We start from the raw sequence: 22,766 nt of genomic DNA, 5'->3' as shown, positions 1-22,766 counted from the left end.
TCAGTTTGATAGAGAATTTGGATAGGAGCGATACGTCTGTGAATACGAAAGCAGGGGCAAGCCACGGGCCGGGGGAAAGGTCCGGCGGGGAGCCCGTCTATATACTGGCGGTGGAAACGAGCTGTGACGAAACTTCGGTAGCGATCGTGCGCGACGGCCAAGAGATTTTGTCCAACGTCGTGTCCAGCCAAGTGGCCACGCATGAGCGGTTTGGCGGCGTAGTGCCGGAGGTAGCCTCCCGTAAGCACGTGGAAACGATCACCTGTATCATCGAGGAAGCGATCGAACAATCGGGGGTGTCTCCGGCTGCGCTCTCCGCGGTTGCGGTCACGCAGGGCCCGGGTCTCGTCGGCTCGCTGCTGGTCGGTATGGTAGCCGCCAAGACATTAGCGCTCGCATTGGAGCTGCCGCTCATTGGCGTGCATCATATTGCGGGGCATATTTATGCGAATCAGCTTGTTCATGAGCTCGCGTATCCGTTCGTCGCGCTCGTGGTTTCGGGCGGGCATACCGAGCTTGTATACGTCGAATCCGAAGGCGTCTTCCGCATTATCGGACAGACCCGTGACGACGCGGCCGGCGAGGCCTACGACAAAGTGGCCCGAGCCTTGAAGCTGCCGTATCCGGGCGGCCCGCACATTGACCGGCTTGCGCATGAAACCGGGGAAGGGGTGACGCTTCCCCGGGCCTGGCTGGAGCCGGATTCTTACGACTTCAGCTTCAGCGGGCTGAAGTCGGCGGTATTGGCCGCGTTGAATACCGCGGCGATGAAAGGGCAGCCACTGGCGCCGGAGGCCGTGGCCAAGGGATTCCAGGACTCGGTCATCGATGTCCTGGTGGAGAAGGCACTTCGCGCCGTGAAGGCTTACGGCGCGAAGCAGCTGCTGTTGGCGGGCGGGGTTGCCGCCAACAAAGGGCTGCGCGCCGCCTTGGAGGCGCGCTGTGCACAGGCGGGCGTGCCGCTGCTGGCGCCGCCGCTGAGCCTGTGCACGGATAACGCGGCGATGATTGCCGCCGCGGCGTTCTTGAAATATCGGCGCGGTCAGTTCGCGCCGCTGGAGTTGAAAGCCGAGCCGCTGCTGAAGCTGGAGGCCTGGTCGGTATAAGGCGCAGCCGTCCGTTCTTTGAGAGAGCGGGCGGCTTTTTATGTCTGGCAGGAATTACCTCGAACTTTTCGGTTGCTTTTCATTCTTAGTTTTGGTATATTACTTTTTGCCGCTTCTGAGGCAGGCACGATTGGCTGCATTCGTTACAAGAAACTTTTAAAAAAAAGACTTGCAATTTACGAATCGATCGTGTTAATATATGAAAGCTGCTTCGAGAGGTTGATTGAACCGACCGGAACAGTGGGATTATGAATAGTAGATTGCCCTTTGAAAACTGAACATCGAGTGAGTGCTTTAAATAAGAGATAGCAATATCTCAGCTAGCTTCAACAATGAGCAAGTCAGCTTTCTACATTAATGGAGAGTTTGATCCTGGCTCAGGACGAACGCTGGCGGCGTGCCTAATACATGCAAGTCGAGCGGACTTATCCTTCGGGATAGGTTAGCGGCGGACGGGTGAGTAACACGTAGGCAACCTGCCTGTAAGATCGGGATAACTACCGGAAACGGTAGCTAAGACCGGATAGCTGGTTTCTCCGCATGGGGGAATCATGAAACATGGGGCAACCTATGGCTTACGGATGGGCCTGCGGCGCATTAGCTAGTTGGTGGGGTAATGGCCCACCAAGGCGACGATGCGTAGCCGACCTGAGAGGGTGATCGGCCACACTGGGACTGAGACACGGCCCAGACTCCTACGGGAGGCAGCAGTAGGGAATCTTCCGCAATGGGCGCAAGCCTGACGGAGCAACGCCGCGTGAGTGATGAAGGTTTTCGGATCGTAAAGCTCTGTTGCCAAGGAAGAACGCCTCGGAGAGTAACTGCTCTGAGGGTGACGGTACTTGAGAAGAAAGCCCCGGCTAACTACGTGCCAGCAGCCGCGGTAATACGTAGGGGGCAAGCGTTGTCCGGAATTATTGGGCGTAAAGCGCGCGCAGGCGGTCTTTTAAGTTTGGTGTTTAAGCCCGGGGCTCAACCCCGGTTCGCACTGAAAACTGGGAGACTTGAGTGCAGGAGAGGAAAGCGGAATTCCACGTGTAGCGGTGAAATGCGTAGAGATGTGGAGGAACACCAGTGGCGAAGGCGGCTTTCTGGACTGTAACTGACGCTGAGGCGCGAAAGCGTGGGGAGCAAACAGGATTAGATACCCTGGTAGTCCACGCCGTAAACGATGAGTGCTAGGTGTTAGGGGTTTCGATACCCTTGGTGCCGAAGTAAACACAATAAGCACTCCGCCTGGGGAGTACGCTCGCAAGAGTGAAACTCAAAGGAATTGACGGGGACCCGCACAAGCAGTGGAGTATGTGGTTTAATTCGAAGCAACGCGAAGAACCTTACCAGGTCTTGACATCCCTCTGACCGGTACAGAGATGTACCTTCCCTTCGGGGCAGAGGAGACAGGTGGTGCATGGTTGTCGTCAGCTCGTGTCGTGAGATGTTGGGTTAAGTCCCGCAACGAGCGCAACCCTTGAACTTAGTTGCCAGCATTCAGTTGGGCACTCTAAGTTGACTGCCGGTGACAAACCGGAGGAAGGTGGGGATGACGTCAAATCATCATGCCCCTTATGACCTGGGCTACACACGTACTACAATGGCCGGTACAACGGGAAGCGAAGTCGCGAGATGGAGCGAATCCTTAGAAGCCGGTCTCAGTTCGGATTGCAGGCTGCAACTCGCCTGCATGAAGTCGGAATTGCTAGTAATCGCGGATCAGCATGCCGCGGTGAATACGTTCCCGGGTCTTGTACACACCGCCCGTCACACCACGAGAGTTTACAACACCCGAAGTCGGTGGGGTAACCGCAAGGAGCCAGCCGCCGAAGGTGGGGTAGATGATTGGGGTGAAGTCGTAACAAGGTAGCCGTATCGGAAGGTGCGGCTGGATCACCTCCTTTCTATGGAGTCCATGTCACCTGCAGGGTGGCGGACAAATCTGCAGCAGCACCACTGCTGTAACAGAAGCACTCACTTCGATGTTCAGTTTTGAAAGGCGCAATAGCCTTTCTATAATTAAGTTTGTTCCTTGAAAACTGGATAAACGAAACAAAGCAACAATGCTGAATCAAAATCCGGTACGACTTCGGTCGTACACGTGATAGCTGGATAAGCTATAAAGAGCACACGGAGGATGCCTAGGCACCAGGAGCCGAAGAAGGACGTGGCGAACAACGATAACGCCTCGGGGAGCCGTAAGCAGGCATTGATCCGGGGATGTCCGAATGGGGGAACCCGCGTGAGGTAATACTCACGTACCATGCAGTGAATACATAGCTGCATAGGAGGCATACGAGGGGAACTGAAACATCTAAGTACCCTCAGGAAAAGAAAACAAAAGTGATTCCGTCAGTAGCGGCGAGCGAAAGCGGATTAGCCCAAACCAAGGAGCTTGCTCCTTGGGGTTGTAGGACGCCGTCGTGGGTGCAGCAGGTTAGGCGAACAGGTCTGGAAAGGCCGGCCATAGAGGGTAAAAGCCCCGTAACCAAAAGTCTGCGAACACCCTAGGCGTATCCTGAGTAGGGCGGGACACGTGAAACCCCGTCTGAATCCGGCAGGACCATCTGCCAAGGCTAAATACTCCCTGGTGACCGATAGTGAAGCAGTACCGTGAGGGAAAGGTGAAAAGAACCGCGGGAGCGGAGTGAAAAAGAACCTGAAACCGTGTGCTTACAAGAAGTCAGAGCCCGTTCATGGGTGATGGCGTGCCTTTTGTAGAATGAACCGGCGAGTTACGTTTGCAAGCAAGGTTAAGGTGAGAAGCCGTAGCCGCAGCGAAAGCGAGTCTGAATAGGGCGAAATAGTTTGTAGGCGTAGACCCGAAACCGTGTGATCTACCCCTGTCCAGGGTGAAGGTGCGGTAACACGCACTGGAGGCCCGAACCCACGAATGTTGAAAAATTCGGGGATGAGGTGGGGGTAGCGGAGAAATTCCAATCGAACTCGGAGATAGCTGGTTCTCCCCGAAATAGCTTTAGGGCTAGCCTCGGGAGATGCGTCGTGGAGGTAAAGCACTGATTGGGTGCGGGGCCCGCCAAGGGTTACCAAGTCCAGTCAAACTCTGAATGCCACAGACGTTATCCCGGGAGTCAGACAGTGAGTGCTAAGATCCATTGTCAAGAGGGAAACAGCCCAGATCATCAGCTAAGGTCCCCAAGTGTGTGTTAAGTGGGAAAGGATGTGGAGTTGCACAGACAACCAGGATGTTGGCTTAGAAGCAGCCACCATTGAAAGAGTGCGTAATAGCTCACTGGTCGAGTGACTCTGCGCCGAAAATGTAACGGGGCTAAACACACCACCGAAGCTATGAGTCAGCATCGTGTTCACTGCGTCTTTGAGGTCATGTTTGGCCACGGGACATTCGCCAGATTCAACGACTAAAGTTGATGAAAGAATCTGGCTAAATGTCTCCAGGGGCTAAACATCCTGCTTCGAAGCTGGAGTGAACACGATGCGGGCAGTAGGGGAGCGTTGTATGCGGGTAGAAGCTGGATCGTGAGGACTGGTGGACTGCATACAAGTGAGAATGCCGGTATGAGTAACGAAAAGATCAGTGAGAATCTGATCCGCCGTAAGCCTAAGGGTTCCTGAGGAAGGTTCGTCCGCTCAGGGTAAGTCGGGACCTAAGGCGAGGCCGAAAGGCGTAGTCGAAGGACAACAGGTTGAAATTCCTGTACCACCGTGAACCGTTATGAGCGATGGGGTGACGCAGAAGGATAGTGACGCGAGCTGATGGATGCTCGTCCAAGCAGTGAGGCTGGTGTGTAGGCAAATCCGCACACCGTAAGGCTGGGCTGTGATGGGGAGGGAAATTTAAGTACCGAAGGTCATGAGTTCAGGCTGCCAAGAAAAGCCTCTAGCCAGGGAGAAGGTGCCCGTACCGCAAACCGACACAGGTAGGCGAGCAGAGCATGCTAAGGCGCTCGGAAGAACTCTCGTTAAGGAACTCGGCAAAATGACCCCGTAACTTCGGGAGAAGGGGTGCCTCGGTAGGGTGAATAGCCCGAGGGGGCCGCAGTGAAAAGGCCCAAGCGACTGTTTAGCAAAAACACAGGTCTGTGCGAAGCCGCAAGGCGAAGTATACGGGCTGACGCCTGCCCGGTGCTGGAAGGTTAAGGGGAGCGGTTAGGGGCAACCCGAAGCTGTGAACCGAAGCCCCAGTAAACGGCGGCCGTAACTATAACGGTCCTAAGGTAGCGAAATTCCTTGTCAGGTAAATTCTGACCCGCACGAATGGCGTAACGACTTGGGCGCTGTCTCGACGAGAGATCCGGTGAAATTTTAATACCTGTGAAGATGCAGGTTACCCGCGACAAGACGGAAAGACCCCATGGAGCTTTACTGCAGCTTGATATTGGACTTTGGTACGATCTGTACAGGATAGGTGGGAGCCTGGGAAGCCTGCGCGCCAGCGTGGGTGGAGGCGCCGTTGGGATACCACCCTGATCGTATCGGAGTTCTAACCTGGTACCGTGAACCGGTACGGGGACAGTGTCAGGTGGGCAGTTTGACTGGGGCGGTCGCCTCCTAAAGAGTAACGGAGGCGCCCCAAGGTTCCCTCAGAATGGTTGGAAATCATTCGAAGAGTGCAAAGGCATAAGGGAGCTTGACTGCGAGACAAACAGGTCGAGCAGGGACGAAAGTCGGGCTTAGTGATCCGGTGGTACCGCATGGAAGGGCCATCGCTCAACGGATAAAAGCTACCCTGGGGATAACAGGCTTATCTCCCCCAAGAGTCCACATCGACGGGGAGGTTTGGCACCTCGATGTCGGCTCATCGCATCCTGGGGCTGAAGTAGGTCCCAAGGGTTGGGCTGTTCGCCCATTAAAGCGGTACGCGAGCTGGGTTCAGAACGTCGTGAGACAGTTCGGTCCCTATCTGTCGTGGGCGCAGGAAATTTGAGAGGAGCTGTCCTTAGTACGAGAGGACCGGGATGGACGTACCGCTGGTGTACCAGTTGTTCCGCCAGGAGCACGGCTGGATAGCCAAGTACGGACGGGATAAGCGCTGAAAGCATCTAAGCGTGAAGCCCCCCTCAAGATGAGATTTCCCAATTAGTAAGACCCCTTGTAGACGACGAGGTTGATAGGTTCGGGGTGGAAGCGCGGCAACGTGTGGAGCTGACGAATACTAATCGGTCGAGGGCTTATCCAAAAAGACTTTCACTTTAGTGAAGTCAAAGCATTCAGCATGCTGAGTTTCGTATCCAGTTTTCAAGGTGCAAGCCGCCTTGAATGGCAAGATCTGATGTTTCGCAAGAAGCATCAACATCCGTTTGGTGATGATGGCGGAAGGGAACCACGCGTACCCATCCCGAACACGAACGTTAAGCCTTCCAGCGTCGATGGTACTTGGACCGCAGGGTCCTGGGAGAGTAGAACGTCGCCAAGCAAGAATAGTCCACTACGGTGGTCTCAAAGTGTGGAGAAAGTCTTTTGACTTTCTCCACATTTTTTTTTATTTGGTGAATCTCATCATATTCCTCACATCGTCCCCATTGAGCCCTGTGATTATGCGATACGTCCAGTCTCCTTCAATTTGTAACCGAATAATCTCTTTCTTTATCTCTTCAGAATAATGCCTAAGCTTTTGACCTTTGATCGCCATAACAAATGCCCCCCTTAAAATTCATCTGATTAACCAAGGGGGGCCAATGTCTATTCTATGGGGGCACGCTAAGCCCAATGGATTTTTTATCATCCGTTTAATATAGAAGAATATGGCTATTGTCTAATCGTCCGGTCGTATTGTATTATATTAACAGCTTGCCCGACATTATCCTGAACACGCTTACAAAATCAGTGTTTTTAAGACAAATCATGATTTGAACGCTGTTTTGTATATGTCGGAAGTTGTTGTTAAGAAGCTAATAACAACTTTTTGTAAAGCGATTACATACATTTTGTATCATTCTTAACTCTAAGTGGGGGGCGTTTTTGGATGGTCGCTAAGGGCAAAGTCAGGAAAACAAGTATTACAGTCTCGGTCATGCTGGTATTCATGCTGTTAGTTCTTACTGCTTGTAATAGCAGCCAACCTGCATCCGGGGGTGGTGCATCCGGGGGTGGAGGAGATAAGCCGGTGAAAATCGGCGCGATTTTGTCATTTTCCGGTAACTTTGCTCCATTATCCGAAAGTATTAAGGAAGGAATGGAACTGTATTTCGAACTGAACGGAAACAAAATCGGCAATCACCCAGTAACCATCAAGTACGAGGACGACGAGGCAAACCCGCAAGTCGCTCTTCGCAAATACCGTCAACTGGTTGAAAGCGAAAAGGTTGATTTGTTGGTCGGCCCAATTTCCTCAGCGGTCGTTTATGCGCTGCGTGACGTCATCGAGAAGGATAAAATCGTATTGATCGATGCCAATGCGGCTGCTAACGATATTTCTTGGGATAAGAAAAGCGATTACATTTATCGGGTTTCGATCTCGAACTGGCAGGACGGCGTTCCGGGAGCCGAATATATTTTCAAGAACGTTGGAAAAACGGCATATGTTATCGCACCTGATTATCCGGCGGGCCACGAGACGATTGACGCTTTCAAAGAGGCCTTTACTAAAGCAGGCGGCCAAATTGTGAAGGAAGCATACCCTAAGCTCGGGACTAACGATTACGCAACTTACTTGACAGAAATATTGAATACGAAACCGGATCTTGTCTTTCCATTTTTGGCCGGTACAGATGCCATTCGATTTGTTCAGCAGTACGAACAATTCGGTGTAAAGGGTAAAATTCCGCTAACCGGCACCCAGGAATTTTTGGATCCGCTCGTAACGGATCCGGCGGGCAAAGCCGCTGAAGGCATCATTGGGGCAACGATGTACAACTATTCACTCGACAATCCGGTTAACAAGAAGTTTGTTGAGGATTTTAAAAAGAAATACAACAAGGTACCTAACTATTTTAACGTACAAGGTTATGATTCCGCGCAAGTCATCAGTAAAGCGATAGAAAAAACAGGAAGCACGAAATCTGAGGATTTGATCAAGGTGTTGAAAGACATTAGCTTCAGCAGCCCGCGCGGCGAGCTTGCCATGGATCCAAAAACGCACAACCTGGCATTAGATATGTATTTGGCCAAAAATGTATGGAAAGACGGAAAGATCGTACAGGAAATTATAGGAACCGCAGTCAAGGGACTGAAAATACCCGATGCTCCACCTGAGAAAAAATAAATAAGAGATGATAAGGAAACGGGAGGCTTGTCCTCCCGTTCCACCCATGTTTCGCTTAAGAAAGAGGAGGATACAATGGCTGGAACAACATTGCTCATGCATATTTTAAACGGTCTAGCCTACGGGATGCTTTTGTTTATGATTGCAGCCGGGCTATCAATTATTTTCGGATTAATGCATGTCGTCAACTTGGCGCACGGCACTTTTTACTTGGTGGGCGTATATGTAGCGTATTCATTCGTGAAACAAGGCATGGGATTCTGGCCATCCTTGCTAGTTGCCATTGTTATAGTAAGCATACTTGGCATCCTAATGGAGAAATTACTGCTTGAACGTGTTTATGGAATGGAACTGGAGCAGGTTCTACTGACGTTCGGGCTTTCATTTATATTTGCCGATATCGTAAAGTGGATATGGGGTTCCAGCCCTTTAACGCTTCCTATTCCGATGAACTTGGATGTTTCCATGAATCTTGGGGTCATGATGTTTCCTGCGTATCGTATTTTTGTCATTTTGATCGGTTGTTTACTTGCGGTATTTCTTTGGTATATGGAAAATAAAACGCGAATTGGCGCCGTGATCAGAGCGGGAGTCGACGATCGGGAGATGCTTTCGGCTCTTGGTATTAATATTAAGGGCGTATTCACTTGCATATTTGCCGTGGGCGCCGGTTTGGCCGGATTAAGCGGAGTTTTGGGCGGACCGATTATGGGTATGTATGTCGGCATCGATTCGGAAATTTTGATTTCATCGCTTGTTATTGTTGTGGTGGGCGGTCTCGGCACCTGGAAAGGTGCTTTTGTCGGGGCCATATTAGTCGGAGTCGTTGATACGCTTGGACGCGTTTATTTGCCGTCATTAACGATGGCCATGGTGTTTGCCATTATGATTGTCGTCTTGTTAATGAAACCAAACGGTCTGTTCGGTAAGGGGGCGCACGCGTGAAGAAACCTGCGTTCGTAAGTATCGCTTTTGTCGCCTTTATGCTGCTGTTACCTCTCATCTTAACCACGTATGGTATCAAACTGACGAGTGAAGTATTGATTATGGCAATATTTGTTATGAGCCTAGGACTAATCATCGGTTATGCTGGCCTTGTATCGCTGGGACACGCCGCATTTTTCGGATTGGGCGCTTATGCGGTCACCTTGATTGGGGAGCATGTAGAAAATAGTTATGTGCTGCTCCTTGCAGCTGCCCTTATAGCGGGAATCGCCGCTTTTGTATCCGGTTTGCTGTTTATCCGTTCATCAGGCCCTTACTTCCTCATGATTACTTTGGCGTTCGGGCAAATGATATACGCGATCTTTTATAAAGCGCAAAGCGTCACCGGCGGTGCAGACGGAAAATCGGTTAGCGCGGCCTTCAGTTTGGGCTTTGGCCCCATCGAAAGCAGGTTGGGGTTTTATTATGTAACGGCAGTTTGCTTTTTACTTTGTTATTTTTTGCTTCGTATTTTTATTGTCTCTCCTCTTGGCAAAGGCATAAGAGGAATAAAAGAGAACGAAGCCCGGATGACGGCGCTTGGTTATAATACACGTTACTATAAGCTGATCGTGTATTCACTATCCGGGATGATGGCCGGATTTGCAGGCGGACTTTATGCTTATTTCAATGAATACGTGTCTCCTGATCTGCTCAATTGGATGTTCTCCGGGCAAGCGCTGATCATGGTTATTGTCGGTGGAGTCGGAACATTAATAGGACCGGCTATAGGTGCGGGCTTCTTCGTAATTTTGCAAAATTATATCAGCTCCTACACGGACCGTTGGCCGATCGTTATGGGATTGATTTTTGTTGCCATTGTGCTTTATAGACGCGGCGGGGTCATTCATATTGCTTTGCTGTTATGGAACAAGATAAACCTAAAACGGCGAAAAGACCGGCACCCTACAAAACTTCATAAGGAGGCGAACGGTCATGAGTCTGCTGAAGGTTGAGCATTTGCATAAGTCTTTTAAAGGCTTACAAGTTTTGAAGGACGTTTCTCTAGAAGTGAAGCAAGGGGAGCGTCATGTCATCATCGGACCTAACGGAGCCGGCAAAACAACCTTATTCAATTGTATTACAGGAACATTGCCGATTAACCAGGGCACCGTTACGGTGAATGGCAAACAAATCAACGGCCTTCCCGGATACACGGCTGTACGTGTCGGGATGTCGAGAACGTTTCAAAAAAACAATTTGTTTGGTGCTCTGACCGTGGAAGAGAACGTGCATCTAGCCATCACAGCATGTCAACCATATCGGTTCAACTTTTATAAGCCATTTTATAAAAACACACAATTGCTGGAAGAAACGGAGGAGCTGCTTAAGGAATGGGAGCTTTGGGAGCGGCGTACCCGTATTGTTAATGAGCTTTCTTACGGCGAACAAAGGTTGCTGGAAGTGCTTCTCGCCCTAGCTTCCAAACCGAAAGTGCTGCTTTTGGACGAGCCGACGTCAGGTATGTCACCTGCTGAAACCATCCAAACGACGAAGCTTATCCAACGCATGCCTCGTTCTATTACGCTATTGGTCATCGAGCATGATATGGAGGTGGTCTTCTCTATCGCTGACCGCATTACGGTATTGCATCATGGCGAAGTGTTCTTAAGCGGAGCTCCGGAACAGATCAAAGGCGACGAGAACGTGAAAGCCATCTACTTCGGAGGAGGGACGCTGCAGCATGCTCAAGGTTGATCAGGTTCATACGTATTACGGAAACAGCCATATTTTGCAGGGGCTTTCTTTTGAAGTACCTACAGGGAAGTGCGTTGCACTTCTCGGGCGTAATGGTGCGGGAAAAACGACAACGATTCATTCCATTGCCGGGTTAACTCCTCCGCGCCGAGGAAACATTACGTATATGGGCAAAATGATCTCCGGGCTTGCGCCTAATAAAATCGCTCGTGTCGGTATCGGATTAGTCCCCCAAGGAAGGCGCATCTTTCCTTCCCTTACGATTCGCGAGAACCTTATTGTTCCCGCAAGAGATAGAAAGCAAACGGGAACGGGCGATAAAAGCTGGAGGCTGGAAGACATCTATGATTTATTCCCTATTCTTAAGGAAAGGGAAAACAACATGGGGACCCAATTGTCCGGAGGGCAGCAGCAAATGCTGGCGATCGGAAGAGCATTAATGACCAATCCTCAATTCATACTCATGGATGAGCCTTCGGAAGGGTTAGCTCCAGTCATTATCGAGCAAGTGGGAGATATTATAAGGAAATTAAAGCAGACCGGGTTATCGATTCTTTTAGTTGAACAAAATTTTTATTTGGCGTGCGGCGTGGCTGATACCGTGCTTGTGATGAGCAAGGGTCAAATTGTATGGCAAGGTACACCTGAAGAACTCCTGATCAATGAGGAAATTCAACATCAATATTTAGGCGTATAAGATATGGGGGCTGATAGCAGCCCTTGTTACATTATTGGTCATGCGAGATACGTTCGTGAGGAATAAGCTTGATCTGAGTAGACTCGGACTAAGCTTATTTCTTTTTGTTGCATGCAGCAGGTGTCAATTGAGCTGCTTCCTCATGAAATGATTCCTCCAACGGTTTTCTTTCATGGCTCATTGTAAATTGTTGAACGAAAATGTTTTTATATGATTTCTGCTTGCAATAGTAAGGAGATCGTGATATATTACAAATCCGGTTGTTCGAGAGAACACCAAAAGCAATGAAGTTGGTGGATCTGAGCTTGTGGTTGCGTACCTAAGAATGGAAAAACAACACAGTTGCATGAAGAGTGCTGAATATGATATATTACAACTCTGGTTGTTCGAGAGAACACCAAAAGCAATGAAGTTGGTGGATCTGAGCTTGTGGTTACGCACCTAAGAATGGAAAAACAACACAGTTGCATAGAGTGAGTTGAATATGATATATTACAACTCTGGTTGTTCGAAAGAACACCAAAAGCAATGAAGTTGATGGATCTGAGCTTGTGGTTACGCACCTAAGAATGGAAAAACAACGCAGTTGCATAATAGATTTGAATATGCTATATTACAAATCCGGCCATGAAAGCCGAGTAAAGCAATAAAAAAATTGCCCTTTGAAAACTGAACATCGAGTGAGTGCTTTAAATAAGAGATAGCGATATCTCAGCTAGCTTCAACAATGAGCAAGTCAGCTTTCTACTTTAATGGAGAGTTTGATCCTGGCTCAGGACGAACGCTGGCGGCGTGCCTAATACATGCAAGTCGAGCGCTTGGGGTGTTCCCTTACGGGAAACCCCCTGGAGCGGCGGACGGGTGAGTAACACGTAGGCAACCTGCCTGTAAGATCGGGATAACTACCGGAAACGGTAGCTAAGACCGGATAGCTGATTTCTCCGCATGGGGGAATCATGAAACACGGGGCAACCTGTGGCTTACGGATGGGCCTGCGGCGCATTAGCTAGTTGGTGGGGTAATGGCCCACCAAGGCGACGATGCGTAGCCGACCTGAGAGGGTGATCGGCCACACTGGGACTGAGACACGGCCCAGACTCCTACGGGAGGCAGCAGTAGGGAATCTTCCGCAATGGGCGCAAGCCTGACGGAGCAACGCCGCGTGAGTGATGAAGGTTTTCGGATCGTAAAGCTCTGTTGCCAAGGAAGAACGCCTCGGAGAGTAACTGCTCTGAGGGTGACGGTACTTGAGAAGAAAGCCCCGGCTAACTACGTGCCAGCAGCCGCGGTAATACGTAGGGGGCAAGCGTTGTCCGGAATTATTGGGCGTAAAGCGCGCGCAGGCGGTCTTTTAAGTTTGGTGTTTAAGCCCGGGGCTCAACCCCGGTTCGCACTGAAAACTGGGAGACTTGAGTGCAGGAGAGGAAAGCGGAATTCCACGTGTAGCGGTGAAATGCGTAGAGATGTGGAGGAACACCAGTGGCGAAGGCGGCTTTCTGGACTGTAACTGACGCTGAGGCGCGAAAGCGTGGGGAGCAAACAGGATTAGATACCCTGGTAGTCCACGCCGTAAACGATGAGTGCTAGGTGTTAGGGGTTTCGATACCCTTGGTGCCGAAGTAAACACAATAAGCACTCCGCCTGGGGAGTACGCTCGCAAGAGTGAAACTCAAAGGAATTGACGGGGACCCGCACAAGCAGTGGAGTATGTGGTTTAATTCGAAGCAACGCGAAGAACCTTACCAGGTCTTGACATCCCTCTGACCGGTACAGAGATGTACCTTCCCTTCGGGGCAGAGGAGACAGGTGGTGCATGGTTGTCGTCAGCTCGTGTCGTGAGATGTTGGGTTAAGTCCCGCAACGAGCGCAACCCTTGAACTTAGTTGCCAGCATTCAGTTGGGCACTCTAAGTTGACTGCCGGTGACAAACCGGAGGAAGGTGGGGATGACGTCAAATCATCATGCCCCTTATGACCTGGGCTACACACGTACTACAATGGCCGGTACAACGGGAAGCGAAGTCGCGAGATGGAGCGAATCCTTAGAAGCCGGTCTCAGTTCGGATTGCAGGCTGCAACTCGCCTGCATGAAGTCGGAATTGCTAGTAATCGCGGATCAGCATGCCGCGGTGAATACGTTCCCGGGTCTTGTACACACCGCCCGTCACACCACGAGAGTTTACAACACCCGAAGTCGGTGGGGTAACCGCAAGGAGCCAGCCGCCGAAGGTGGGGTAGATGATTGGGGTGAAGTCGTAACAAGGTAGCCGTATCGGAAGGTGCGGCTGGATCACCTCCTTTCTATGGAGTCCATGTCACCTGCAGGGTGGCGGACAAATCTACAGCAGCACCACTGCTGTAACAGAAGCACTCACTTCGATGTTCAGTTTTGAAAGGCGCAATAGCCTTTCTATAATTAAGTTTGTTCCTTGAAAACTGGATAAACGAAACAAAGCAACAAATGCTGAATCAAAATCCGGTACGACTTCGGTCGTACACGTGATAGCTGGATAAGCTATAAAGAGCACACGGAGGATGCCTAGGCACCAGGAGCCGAAGAAGGACGTGGCGAACAACGATAACGCCTCGGGGAGCCGTAAGCAGGCATTGATCCGGGGATGTCCGAATGGGGGAACCCGCGTGAGGTAATACTCACGTACCATGCAGTGAATACATAGCTGCATAGGAGGCATACGAGGGGAACTGAAACATCTAAGTACCCTCAGGAAAAGAAAACAAAAGTGATTCCGTCAGTAGCGGCGAGCGAAAGCGGATTAGCCCAAACCAAGGAGCTTGCTCCTTGGGGTTGTAGGACGCCGTCATGGGTGCAGCAGGTTAGGCGAACAGGTCTGGAAAGGCCGGCCATAGAGGGTAAAAGCCCCGTAACCAAAAGTCTGCGAACACCCTAGGCGTATCCTGAGTAGGGCGGGACACGTGAAACCCCGTCTGAATCCGGCAGGACCATCTGCCAAGGCTAAATACTCCCTGGTGACCGATAGTGAAGCAGTACCGTGAGGGAAAGGTGAAAAGAACCGCGGGAGCGGAGTGAAAAAGAACCTGAAACCGTGTGCTTACAAGAAGTCAGAGCCCTATGTTGCGAACTTGTTCGTCAACAGGGTGATGGCGTGCCTTTTGTAGAATGAACCGGCGAGTTACGTTTGCAAGCAAGGTTAAGGTGAGAAGCCGTAGCCGCAGCGAAAGCGAGTCTGAATAGGGCGAAATAGTTTGTAGGCGTAGACCCGAAACCGTGTGATCTACCCCTGTCCAGGGTGAAGGTGCGGTAACACGCACTGGAGGCCCGAACCCACGAATGTTGAAAAATTCGGGGATGAGGTGGGGGTAGCGGAGAAATTCCAATCGAACTCGGAGATAGCTGGTTCTCCCCGAAATAGCTTTAGGGCTAGCCTCGGGAGATGCGTCGTGGAGGTAAAGCACTGATTGGGTGCGGGGCCCGCCAAGGGTTACCAAGTCCAGTCAAACTCTGAATGCCACAGACGTTATCCCGGGAGTCAGACAGTGAGTGCTAAGATCCATTGTCAAGAGGGAAACAGCCCAGATCATCAGCTAAGGTCCCCAAGTGTGTGTTAAGTGGGAAAGGATGTGGAGTTGCACAGACAACCAGGATGTTGGCTTAGAAGCAGCCACCATTGAAAGAGTGCGTAATAGCTCACTGGTCGAGTGACTCTGCGCCGAAAATGTAACGGGGCTAAACACACCACCGAAGCTATGAGTCAGCATCGTGTTCACTGCGTCTTTGAGGTCATGTTTGGCCACGGGACATTCGCCAGATTCAACGACTAAAGTTGATGAAAGAATCTGGCTAAATGTCTCCAGGGGCTAAACATCCTGCTTCGAAGCTGGAGTGAACACGATGCGGGCAGTAGGGGAGCGTTGTATGCGGGTAGAAGCTGGATCGTGAGGACTGGTGGACTGCATACAAGTGAGAATGCCGGTATGAGTAACGAAAAGATCAGTGAGAATCTGATCCGCCGTAAGCCTAAGGGTTCCTGAGGAAGGTTCGTCCGCTCAGGGTAAGTCGGGACCTAAGGCGAGGCCGAAAGGCGTAGTCGAAGGACAACAGGTTGAAATTCCTGTACCACCGTGAACCGTTATGAGCGATGGGGTGACGCAGAAGGATAGTGACGCGAGCTGATGGATGCTCGTCCAAGCAGTGAGGCTGGTGTGTAGGCAAATCCGCACACCGTAAGGCTGGGCTGTGATGGGGAGGGAAATTTAAGTACCGAAGGTCATGAGTTCAGGCTGCCAAGAAAAGCCTCTAGCCAGGGAGAAGGTGCCCGTACCGCAAACCGACACAGGTAGGCGAGCAGAGCATGCTAAGGCGCTCGGAAGAACTCTCGTTAAGGAACTCGGCAAAATGACCCCGTAACTTCGGGAGAAGGGGTGCCTCGGTAGGGTGAATAGCCCGAGGGGGCCGCAGTGAAAAGGCCCAAGCGACTGTTTAGCAAAAACACAGGTCTGTGCGAAGCCGCAAGGCGAAGTATACGGGCTGACGCCTGCCCGGTGCTGGAAGGTTAAGGGGAGCGGTTAGGGGCAACCCGAAGCTGTGAACCGAAGCCCCAGTAAACGGCGGCCGTAACTATAACGGTCCTAAGGTAGCGAAATTCCTTGTCAGGTAAATTCTGACCCGCACGAATGGCGTAACGACTTGGGCGCTGTCTCGACGAGAGATCCGGTGAAATTTTAATACCTGTGAAGATGCAGGTTACCCGCGACAAGACGGAAAGACCCCATGGAGCTTTACTGCAGCTTGATATTGGACTTTGGTACGATCTGTACAGGATAGGTGGGAGCCTGGGAAGCCTGCGCGCCAGCGTGGGTGGAGGCGCCGTTGGGATACCACCCTGATCGTATCGGAGTTCTAACCTGGTACCGTGAACCGGTACGGGGACAGTGTCAGGTGGGCAGTTTGACTGGGGCGGTCGCCTCCTAAAGAGTAACGGAGGCGCCCCAAGGTTCCCTCAGAATGGTTGGAAATCATTCGAAGAGTGCAAAGGCATAAGGGAGCTTGACTGCGAGACAAACAGGTCGAGCAGGGACGAAAGTCGGGCTTAGTGATCCGGTGGTACCGCATGGAAGGGCCATCGCTCAACGGATAAAAGCTACCCTGGGGATAACAGGCTTATCTCCCCCAAGAGTCCACATCGACGGGGAGGTTTGGCACCTCGATGTCGGCTCATCGCATCCTGGGGCTGAAGTAGGTCCCAAGGGTTGGGCTGTTCGCCCATTAAAGCGGTACGCGAGCTGGGTTCAGAACGTCGTGAGACAGTTCGGTCCCTATCTGTCGTGGGCGCAGGAAATTTGAGAGGAGCTGTCCTTAGTACGAGAGGACCGGGATGGACGTACCGCTGGTGTACCAGTTGTTCCGCCAGGAGCACGGCTGGATAGCCAAGTACGGACGGGATAAGCGCTGAAAGCATCTAAGCGTGAAGCCCCCCTCAAGATGAGATTTCCCAATTAGTAAGACCCCTTGTAGACGACGAGGTTGATAGGTTCGGGGTGGAAGCGCGGCAACGTGTGGAGCTGACGAATACTAATCGGTCGAGGGCTTATCCAAAAAGACTTTCACTTTAGTGAAGTCAAAGCATTCAGCATGCTGAGTTTCGTATCCAGTTTTCAAGGTGCAAGCCGCCTTGAATGGCAAGATCTGATGTTTCGCAAGAAGCATCAACATCCGTTTGGTGATGATGGCGGAAGGGAACCACGCGTACCCATCCCGAACACGAACGTTAAGCCTTCCAGCGTCGATGGTACTTGGACCGCAGGGTCCTGGGAGAGTAGAACGTCGCCAAGCATCGTAAAAGACCAGGATTCGACATGTTGTCGATCTGGTCTTTTTTTCTTCAAAAAAACAAACAATAACCCACAGCACAACTAAATGGGGTGAAACCTTGCCGTACATTGTGATCGATCTTGAGTTTAACGGTAGAAAACATTATGCTATCCATCCGATGGAGATCTTGGAAATTGGCGCAGTTAAATTAAATGAACATTTACAGATCGTCGATACGTTTCAAAGTTATATCAATCCCAAGTACCCCATCAATCAATTCGCCTTGAATTTTTGCAAAATCGATAAGGACGTGTTGACCACCAGCCCGCCTTTTCCGGAAGTCATCGCCAAATTTATTGATTTCTGTGGAGTCGATTATAAAATCGTAGCGTGGGGAAGTACGGACTTTTTCAGTCTGTTTGTCGACTGTAAGATTCATGCGATCTCTTCGGATTGGTTAACACGCTTGATCGATATGTCCCGATTTTTTGATGGCGGATTACAGCAAGTGCTGGCAGCTAAAGAGATTCCTTTCGTCGGGCAGCATCATTCGGCCCTCGACGATGCATTGAACGCCTGCGAGCTTCTAAAAATAAATCCGGACATTGTGAAGTCAGAACGGTATTATAAGCCCGACCATTTTAAGCTATGCACAGGCGGCATCAAAAAGAAAATCAGCTCGGCCTTAAATCAAGCCGTTCAAAATAATAGCTTCTTAACATGGCAAGAGTTTGCTTCCGATAAGGAAACTCAAGATTATTTTGACATCATGAATCTGTCTGAATCGGAAATTGAAATGGTCGAAACGTTGTTTTCAAAATTTTATAAACAAACCTATGGACGTAAAACAAGATCCAAGCTGCGGTCCTCCGCCCCCACTTTATGATGGGGGTTTTTTAATGATGCCGGACGGATGAAACCGTGCCGCTGTGCGGCATACTAAACCCTGATTACATCTATGGCATAACACTCAACTAGAGGAGGCATTCAGCTATGAGTCCGATTCAAGGAAACAATTCGAATAATGAGCTGGCGGAACTAGGAACGCATGCCGCGGCGGCGACAAATTTGCATCGTACCCGGACGACGGAAGAACCGGTTCAAATCCAACCGCCGGTCGGCGGCAGCCCGGGACCCTTGGATAATCGCAGTCACCGCTACGATAATAAGAAGAACGGCAAACCGATCTAGCGCAGCAATAGCAAACAGGCGGAGTACGTGCGCCTGTTTTTTTACTCCTCGTCTTCAAATAAAGTACGGAGCATGCGTTCCCGATTCGTCATAAATTGCTTCGTGATCAAGTAGTGCTCGGTTTCTTCCAAAGTCGTCTTTTGTAAACCGTCCGGGGTTAATTGATAATGAACGGCGTCCGGGTAACTCATCAGAATCGGCGAGTGCGTCGAGATGATGAACTGGGAGTTCTGCTCAACGAGGGTGTGGATACGTGCAAGCATCGACATTTGCTTCAACGGCGACAGTGCGGCTTCAGGCTCATCCAAGATGTAGAGACCGTTGCCTCCGAAACGATGGACGAATGCGGAGAAGAATGACTCTCCGTGCGACTGCTCATGAAGCGACTTGCCGCCATAGGAGTCGATGATGCGTCTTCCGTACGAAAATTCGCTATCCAATTGGTCGATATTCGTCGCCAAATTGTAATAAGTTTCAGCTCGAAAAAAGAATCCGTCTCTCGGTTTAGTCACGCCCCGAACCAAGCGGATGTAACGATAAAGCTCCGAATGGGAATCACGCGTCGAAAACGCAAAATTTAATGTGCCGCCTTCGGGATTAAAACCCCAGGCAATAGCAATCGCCTCCAGCAGCGTCGATTTGCCGGTTCCGTTCTCTCCGATGATATAAGTAACTTTGGGGTGAAGCTTTAACCCGGAGAAATCACGCAGAGCGGAAAGGTGGAACGGATAACGGGTGAAGGAAGGCACTTTATCCCGAAGCAGTTCGATGCTGCGGATATACGGGTCCTTGGTGGCGGTCGCCATCATGTATCAACTCCAGACAGGAACGTATGTACGCTTTTCTTCATTTATAATATCATAAATTATGTAATAATGGAAAACTAAAAATAAGTAACATGCCAAAGCTATTGCAAAGCCGGCCTCACGCACCAGTGGGCCGGCTTTATTTATTTCCGCGTCTTCGCGATAAGATCGGACACGGTTACGAATTGATAGCCTCGTGATTTAAGCTCCGGCAGAATCCGCTTCAAGGCTTCAACCGTTTGCGTGCAATCCCCCTCCAAATCGTGAAACAACACGATGTCGCCGTTGTGCACGTTCCCGAGCACCTGCTGAACGATTTTGTCGACGCCGGGCTTGCGCCAATCCTTCGTATCCATATACCAGGACCACATCACGACGGTCAGCTTATCTTCTTTCATCGAATGGAGCAGCGTGTCGTTATAAAAACCTCCGGGAGGACGAAACACGTTCGGCATCTGTTCCGTAATATCAAAGATGACCTCCTGCGTTTGGCGAATTTCCTGAATCAACCGCTCGGGAGGATAATTTTTCAAATAATGATGGTCGAACGTATGATTGGCAATTTCATGTCCTTCGTTCACTTCGCGAATGGCGATGGCGGGAAACAACTGCACCCGTTTGCCGAGTACGAAGAACGTACCCTTGGCCTGATAGTCTCGAAGAATATCGAGAATCTGCGGCGTATAAACCGGATTGGGGCCGTCATCGAACGTTAATGCGATCAGCTTCTGATCGGTTTGCACGTTCCAGACGACTTCATCGCTGCCGGGCGCCGCGGCGCTCGCCGTCGTGCAACAGAGCAGCAAGCAGAACATCAGCAGCATAACCTTCCTGAACATGTCACACCACCTCCGCCGGGATATTTACTTGTAGTTTCGGGCTAAACGCAGTGTGCTATCCACGAACAAAGGCAGGCAAATAAAAACAGCAGCCTCGAAAGGCTGCTGTTGTGGGGGGCTTACGGTTGCTTAAGAACCGAGAACGTACACTTTCACTTGTTGAATGCCGAACCGCGATGCTTGACTCGGGCTTTCAGGAACGAAGATGTCGATTTTGTTCCCTTTAATCGCACCGCCGACATCGGTGGCCGTTGCGTACATTCCGCCGGTTGGGAGCCCTGCATAGTTATATCCTTCGATATACACTTTGGAACCGAGGGGAATGATGTTCGGATCGACAGCGATGGTACCGAGCTTCAGCGTGTTACCCATATAATCCAGCGAGCCATACCCACCGTTCTCGCTTGGAGCAGCGGTATAGGCAGTAGCCTTCGCTTCAATGACTTTCACATAATTTTTGGCGATCGTCTTGGGACGATACCATGCCGGAGCGTGGTATTTGCCGTCCGTACCGAGAATGGCGATCCGGTTGTTCGCATCCCATTGGGTGGTCTTGCCGAACGTTTCGGCAAGCAGACGGAACGGGACATAGACGCGGCCGTTCACCATTTTCACCGGATGTTCGATTGAAGCGGTTTGGTTATTAACGCTGATGACTTGTTCCCCGGTTGTGACCGATAAGGTCGTATCGCCGCTGCTGATCGCAACGTGAATTTGCGAGCCTTCCTGCTGCCAAGTCAGTTTATAGCCGAGTTTTTCGGCGATTGTCCGCGCAGGAACATGAAGCTTCGAGTTGCCGTCCAGAAGCGGCTGGGCATCCGGGAAGTGCACCAGCGAGTCGTTGATCTGCACCTTGATATCAGTGGGCAGATTTAACGGAGCGGCGTGTGCCGGCAGCGCTGCGGACAAAAACGCAGGCAACATCAAGCTGCATGCAAGAAGCATGCTTTTGAATTTCTTATTCAATTGTATCCCTCCTGTCAGCCTCCGAGGTTAGTTGTCGGGTTCGGGAAGAGGATTTTCCCTAAGCTGGCCCGCGGCAATCGCGGAACTCAATTATTCACCCCATGTGATGCGTCCCCCGTACGTTCAGAAAATGAACTGTTCGATTCGGCTTTTAAAAACTTACCATAGGTTGCCGTAATGGTTCAATGCATAAATTCATCCAGTCACTTCCTGGAATTGTAAATCGCGATGAATTTCGGCCTGAATCGATGTCCGGAAACAGGATCGGTGGTACAATAAAAACCTGTTCCTGCAATCTGCGCTCTAGACTTGGGGGCAGGACGATCTGTACAGAAACGGAGGCATCAGACATGTATCAGCGCGATTATATTATAATGAAGCTCATCGAGCAGACGGCTCGGGTAGTCATGAAAGTTTTACATAAACAGGCGTTATCGTTCCACGAGCGTATGGAATTGTTGAACCATGCGTTAAGGCAGCTCGTCGGTTTGGATTCCAAGCTGCTGCAGGCGTTGTCGGTGAAAGATTTGCTGGTGCTCCTCTCGCCTGGCGGACATCCGGATATCGGGAAGGCGCTCGCAGCCTCAGACCTGCTGTTGGCCCGTGTCAAGGTACTGCAGCAGGAAGGGCAGATACAGGTCGGGAAGGCCGAGGCGCTTAAATGGCTTGAGCTGCTGCTGACGATTCGTAAGATGGAGGAAAGTGCGGACTTGCGCGAGGAAACGGAGCGAAGGATCGAGACTTCGTTGGAATTGATCGGTCGATCGGGCATGGAGGCCTCCCAGCTCGAACTGCTTGTTCCTTATTATGATGAGACAGGACGGCTTGCTAAGGCGGAAGATGCGCTTTTTCACTGGATCGATGAAGTGAAGGGGGATGCATGGAACGAGGGGCTTTCACGCGTACTGGACATCGGCATGGAGATGTACGAGCGCTGGCTGACGGATTCGACATTGCAGCTGGAAGACGGAGGGTTATCGCGGGAAGAAGTACGGCAGGGCATGGCGGAGCTTGCGAAATTCAAATCAGGAGCCCGCAGGGAGGAGGCCGATGATGGATGAATGGATGTTCATGACTGGAGCCGGACTTCATGAATATGCCTTTTGCATACACTTACGTGGGAAATAGTGGGAATGACGGTGCCGGGATTCAACTGGCTCCGTTGTTTTTTAATGAGGAACACGGCATGAACATTGCGTGAAAAGCGAACTATTTTTCATTAATATAATGGAATGTTCGTGTTTTCTAGTTGACACGGTGTGTTAAAGCCTGCTAAACTAAGGAAGTGAAAGAGCTTGAGGAAAGTTAGTTAAATAGTCTCGTATATCGTCGGGAATATGGCCCGAAAGTATCTACCCGAAAACCTTAAATTTTTGGACTACGAGTAAGTGTTCATGAAGAGGTCGGCATGTTCTGTGCCAGGCCTTAACTTGCGCTTAGGGGTATTTCTTGTCGTCCTGCCGATAGACTGCACTATAAGTTCAGTATCTATCCGAAGGGCGTTTTTTATTTGTT

Annotated in this window: 13 protein-coding genes, 6 rRNA genes and 2 riboswitches; of the genes, 15 read left to right on the top strand and 4 right to left on the bottom strand. The window is 50.7% G+C overall.

Annotation, left to right across the window (positions count from 1 at the left end; genetic code table 11):
• Window positions 1-38: 38 nt before the first annotated feature.
• The 4 genes from tsaD (at window position 39) to rrf (ACZ439_RS10335) (ending at window position 6,492) form a co-directional block, all read left to right on the top strand.
• Window positions 39-1,106 (top strand): tRNA (adenosine(37)-N6)-threonylcarbamoyltransferase complex transferase subunit TsaD, encoded by a 1,068-nt coding sequence (tsaD, locus tag ACZ439_RS10350; protein WP_054797575.1) that lies wholly within the window; start codon window positions 39-41, stop codon window positions 1,104-1,106.
• A gap of 354 nt (window positions 1,107-1,460) precedes the next feature.
• Window positions 1,461-3,001 (top strand): 16S ribosomal RNA (locus ACZ439_RS10345).
• 206 nt (window positions 3,002-3,207) lie between these two features.
• A 23S ribosomal RNA gene (locus tag ACZ439_RS10340) occupies window positions 3,208-6,255 on the top strand.
• 120 nt (window positions 6,256-6,375) lie between these two features.
• Window positions 6,376-6,492 (top strand): 5S ribosomal RNA (rrf, locus tag ACZ439_RS10335).
• The 16S, 23S and 5S rRNA genes sit together here, the layout of an rRNA operon.
• 66 nt (window positions 6,493-6,558) lie before the next feature.
• Here rrf (ACZ439_RS10335) and ACZ439_RS10330 read toward each other — a convergent pair.
• Complete coding sequence (locus ACZ439_RS10330) at window positions 6,559-6,708, bottom strand: hypothetical protein (RefSeq protein ID WP_464620982.1); 150 nt, start codon at window positions 6,706-6,708, stop codon at window positions 6,559-6,561.
• 474 nt (window positions 6,709-7,182) lie between these two features.
• Here ACZ439_RS10330 and ACZ439_RS10325 point away from each other — a divergent pair, with 474 nt between their 5' ends.
• From ACZ439_RS10325 to ACZ439_RS10280, 10 genes are all read left to right on the top strand, one after another.
• A complete protein-coding gene (locus tag ACZ439_RS10325; RefSeq protein WP_236595698.1) occupies window positions 7,183-8,280 on the top strand; it encodes an ABC transporter substrate-binding protein in 1,098 nt (365 codons plus the stop codon).
• Window positions 8,281-8,355: 75 nt separating this feature from the next.
• The gene (locus ACZ439_RS10320; protein ID WP_054800504.1) at window positions 8,356-9,225 is read left to right on the top strand and encodes a branched-chain amino acid ABC transporter permease; all 870 of its coding nucleotides are present in this window, start codon (window positions 8,356-8,358) and stop codon (window positions 9,223-9,225) included.
• The gene (locus tag ACZ439_RS10315; protein ID WP_196427012.1) at window positions 9,222-10,220 is read left to right on the top strand and encodes a branched-chain amino acid ABC transporter permease; all 999 of its coding nucleotides are present in this window, start codon (window positions 9,222-9,224) and stop codon (window positions 10,218-10,220) included. Before ACZ439_RS10320 ends, ACZ439_RS10315 begins: the two co-directional genes overlap by 4 nt.
• Window positions 10,201-10,962 carry an ABC transporter ATP-binding protein gene (locus ACZ439_RS10310; RefSeq protein WP_127610786.1) on the top strand — a complete coding sequence of 254 codons (762 nt, stop codon included), beginning with the start codon at window positions 10,201-10,203 and terminating at the stop codon, window positions 10,960-10,962. The genes ACZ439_RS10315 and ACZ439_RS10310 overlap by 20 nt, the downstream gene beginning before the upstream one ends.
• Complete coding sequence (locus ACZ439_RS10305; RefSeq protein WP_054800503.1) at window positions 10,949-11,659, top strand: ABC transporter ATP-binding protein; 711 nt, start codon at window positions 10,949-10,951, stop codon at window positions 11,657-11,659. The genes ACZ439_RS10310 and ACZ439_RS10305 overlap by 14 nt, the downstream gene beginning before the upstream one ends.
• A gap of 749 nt (window positions 11,660-12,408) precedes the next feature.
• A 16S ribosomal RNA gene (locus ACZ439_RS10300) occupies window positions 12,409-13,959 on the top strand.
• Between the two features lie 207 nt (window positions 13,960-14,166).
• Window positions 14,167-17,233 (top strand): 23S ribosomal RNA (locus ACZ439_RS10295).
• Between the two features lie 120 nt (window positions 17,234-17,353).
• A 5S ribosomal RNA gene (gene rrf / locus ACZ439_RS10290) occupies window positions 17,354-17,470 on the top strand.
• Window positions 17,471-17,579: 109 nt separating this feature from the next.
• Window positions 17,580-18,335 carry a 3'-5' exonuclease gene (locus ACZ439_RS10285; RefSeq protein WP_164751865.1) on the top strand — a complete coding sequence of 252 codons (756 nt, stop codon included), beginning with the start codon at window positions 17,580-17,582 and terminating at the stop codon, window positions 18,333-18,335.
• A 107-nt stretch (window positions 18,336-18,442) separates the two neighbouring features.
• The gene (locus ACZ439_RS10280; RefSeq protein WP_054798103.1) at window positions 18,443-18,640 is read left to right on the top strand and encodes a hypothetical protein; all 198 of its coding nucleotides are present in this window, start codon (window positions 18,443-18,445) and stop codon (window positions 18,638-18,640) included.
• Between the two features lie 41 nt (window positions 18,641-18,681).
• Here the strand turns inward: ACZ439_RS10280 and ACZ439_RS10275 are convergent, their stop codons facing one another.
• The 3 genes from ACZ439_RS10275 to ACZ439_RS10265 all read right to left on the bottom strand — a co-directional run bounded on the left by ACZ439_RS10275 (window position 18,682) and on the right by ACZ439_RS10265 (window position 21,251).
• A complete protein-coding gene (locus ACZ439_RS10275; RefSeq protein WP_127608592.1) occupies window positions 18,682-19,446 on the bottom strand; it encodes an AAA family ATPase in 765 nt (254 codons plus the stop codon).
• Window positions 19,447-19,589: 143 nt separating this feature from the next.
• On the bottom strand, window positions 19,590-20,285 hold the full coding sequence (locus ACZ439_RS10270; RefSeq protein ID WP_054798102.1) for a polysaccharide deacetylase family protein: 696 nt from the start codon (window positions 20,283-20,285) through the stop codon (window positions 19,590-19,592).
• A gap of 129 nt (window positions 20,286-20,414) precedes the next feature.
• Window positions 20,415-21,251 carry a stalk domain-containing protein gene (locus tag ACZ439_RS10265; protein ID WP_280531820.1) on the bottom strand — a complete coding sequence of 279 codons (837 nt, stop codon included), beginning with the start codon at window positions 21,249-21,251 and terminating at the stop codon, window positions 20,415-20,417.
• 1 nt (window position 21,252) lies between these two features.
• Window positions 21,253-21,411, bottom strand: a riboswitch (cyclic di-AMP (ydaO/yuaA leader).
• A 190-nt stretch (window positions 21,412-21,601) separates the two neighbouring features.
• Here ACZ439_RS10265 and ACZ439_RS10260 point away from each other — a divergent pair.
• Entirely contained in the window at window positions 21,602-22,312 is a 711-nt protein-coding gene (locus ACZ439_RS10260; RefSeq protein WP_054800267.1) for a DUF6483 family protein, read from the top strand.
• A 238-nt stretch (window positions 22,313-22,550) separates the two neighbouring features.
• Window positions 22,551-22,652: riboswitch (purine riboswitch) on the top strand.
• Window positions 22,653-22,766: the final 114 nt, after the last annotated feature.

The sequence above is a fragment of the Paenibacillus sp. JCM 9796 genome (assembly GCF_055379675.1).
Note: the sequence above shows the minus strand (reverse complement) of the source record. Positions and strands in the feature narration are given on the sequence as shown.